This window comes from Mesorhizobium sp. B1-1-5 (genome assembly GCF_006443065.1).
In the GTDB taxonomy this organism is placed as follows: Bacteria; Pseudomonadota; Alphaproteobacteria; order Rhizobiales; family Rhizobiaceae; genus Mesorhizobium.
Genome location: NZ_VFWS01000273.1, coordinates 1 through 1,864, shown reverse-complemented (window position 1 = coordinate 1,864; position 1,864 = coordinate 1). Strand labels below are relative to the sequence as shown.

Annotated in this window: 2 protein-coding genes; both read left to right on the top strand. The window is 65.5% G+C overall.

Annotation, left to right across the window (positions count from 1 at the left end):
• Window positions 1-650, top strand: a 650-nt coding sequence (locus tag FJ980_RS30320; protein ID WP_140547279.1) for an aminotransferase class III-fold pyridoxal phosphate-dependent enzyme, incomplete at its 5' end; no start/stop codon positions are given.
• Window positions 651-712: 62 nt separating this feature from the next.
• Window positions 713-1,864, top strand: a 1,152-nt coding sequence (locus tag FJ980_RS30315) for an FAD-binding oxidoreductase (RefSeq protein ID WP_140547278.1), incomplete at its 3' end; no start/stop codon positions are given.

The following is a 1,864-nucleotide window of genomic DNA, read 5'->3' as shown; positions in this document are numbered from 1 at the left end:
CGCGGAAGGATTATCTCGACGCGATGGTCGAGATCGCTCATGCCGCCGGCTCGCTGGTGATCTTCGACGAGGTGATCTCGCTCCGCCTTGGCTATTCGGGGGCGCAGGGCCTGTGGAGCATCACGCCCGATCTGACGGCTCTCGGCAAGATCATCGGCGGAGGGTTCCCGGTCGGCGCCGTCGGCGGCCGCGCCGACGTGATGGCGGTGTTCGATCCAACGCGAGGCAAGCCTGCATTGCCGCATGGCGGCACCTTCACCGCGAACCCGGTGACGATGCGAGCCGGTCTGGCGGCGATGCGCGCGTTGACCCCGGCCAGCTTCGCGCATCTGGACGCTATCGGCAGCCTGCTTCGCGACGGCATCACGGCCTCGCTTGCTCGCCACGGCCTCAACGGGCAGTGCGTCGGTCTCGGCTCGCTCTTCAAAGTCCATTTCCCGGCGTTGCCGATCACGGACTATCGGTCGGTCTATCCGGGTGCGTCCGAACGCACGAAGATCGACCTGTTCCACAAGGGTCTGCTCGACCGCGGCGTGCTTTCGGCGAGTTACGGACTCTTCGCGCTTTCCACCTCGATGACCGAGGAAGACGCACGCGAGATCCTTTCCGCAAGCGACGGCGCCCTCGCGGCAATCGCGGCGAAGCAATGACGTAGCGCGTCCGGCGCCGGATCCATCCGGCACGGGACGACGCAGCAACAGATGGAAGTCACATGACAGCTTCTCCTCACGTCGTCGTCATCGGTGCAGGCACCCTCGGCATGTGCTCTGCGCACGCGCTCGCGGAACAGGGCGCTCGCGTCACCGTCATCGACGCACAATCCATTGCGTCAGGAGCCAGCGGCCGCTCGGTCGGCGTCGTTGGCACACCGCTGACGGATTCGTTCGAGATCCAGCTGCGCATGCAATCCGTGCAGCGCATCCGTCGATGGCAGGAGCGCCTCGGTCTCGGCTTCAACCCTATCGGCTATCTGCGTCTGGCGCGCACCTCCGAGCAGATGGAACTGTTCGCCCGCTCGGTGGAGATCCAGCGCGATGCCGGCTTCAGGTCCAGGGTCTACCAGGCGAACGAGCTGCCGCAGCTCGTGCCGCACTTGAGTTCAGATGGGCTCGAAGGCGGCATCTTCGGGCCGGACGACGGCTTCCTCGATCCCCACGAAATGTGCACGTTGCTGGCGCAGGAGGTGAAGAAGCTCGGCTCCGAGGTTTTCCAGTTCCGCAAGCTGCTTGGTGTCGCGCGGACATCCGGTGGCTATCGGTTGGACACCAGCAAGGGTCCGATCGGCTGCGACTTCGTCGTGAACGCGGCAGGCGCCTGGGCGCCACGCGTTGCCGAGATGCTTGGACAGACGCTTCACATCCACCCCGAGCGCCACGAGGCGCTGACAATCCACCTGGACGCGCCGCTCCCCTACACAATGCCGATGGTCATGGATCTGGTGAACGGGCAGGGCACCGGACTCAACTTTCGGCACGAGAAAGCGAGCGAGCTCATCGCCGAGATACACAAGGTAAGTTCGCCCTCGCCCGAGGATCCGGACAATTACAACGAGCAGTGCGAGGAAGGGTCCAAGGTCATGCTGGCCGAGATGCTGATCGAGCGCGTGCCTGATCTGCCGGGCGCCCGGCTCGGCCGGGGCTGGGCAGGCCTCTACCCTGTCACCGCCGACCACCGTCCCCATGTCGGACCAGTCGATCAGTCCGAGCCCGGTCTGATCACCGCGGCCGGTGCGGGCGGCTACGGGATCCAGCTCGCGCCGGTGATAGGCCTGATCGTCGCGGACTGGGTGCTCAAGGGCTCTCCCGCATCGATCCCAGGCACCGAGAGTCTCGCTCCAACTCCGGAAAGAAACGTCCCCGCCGTA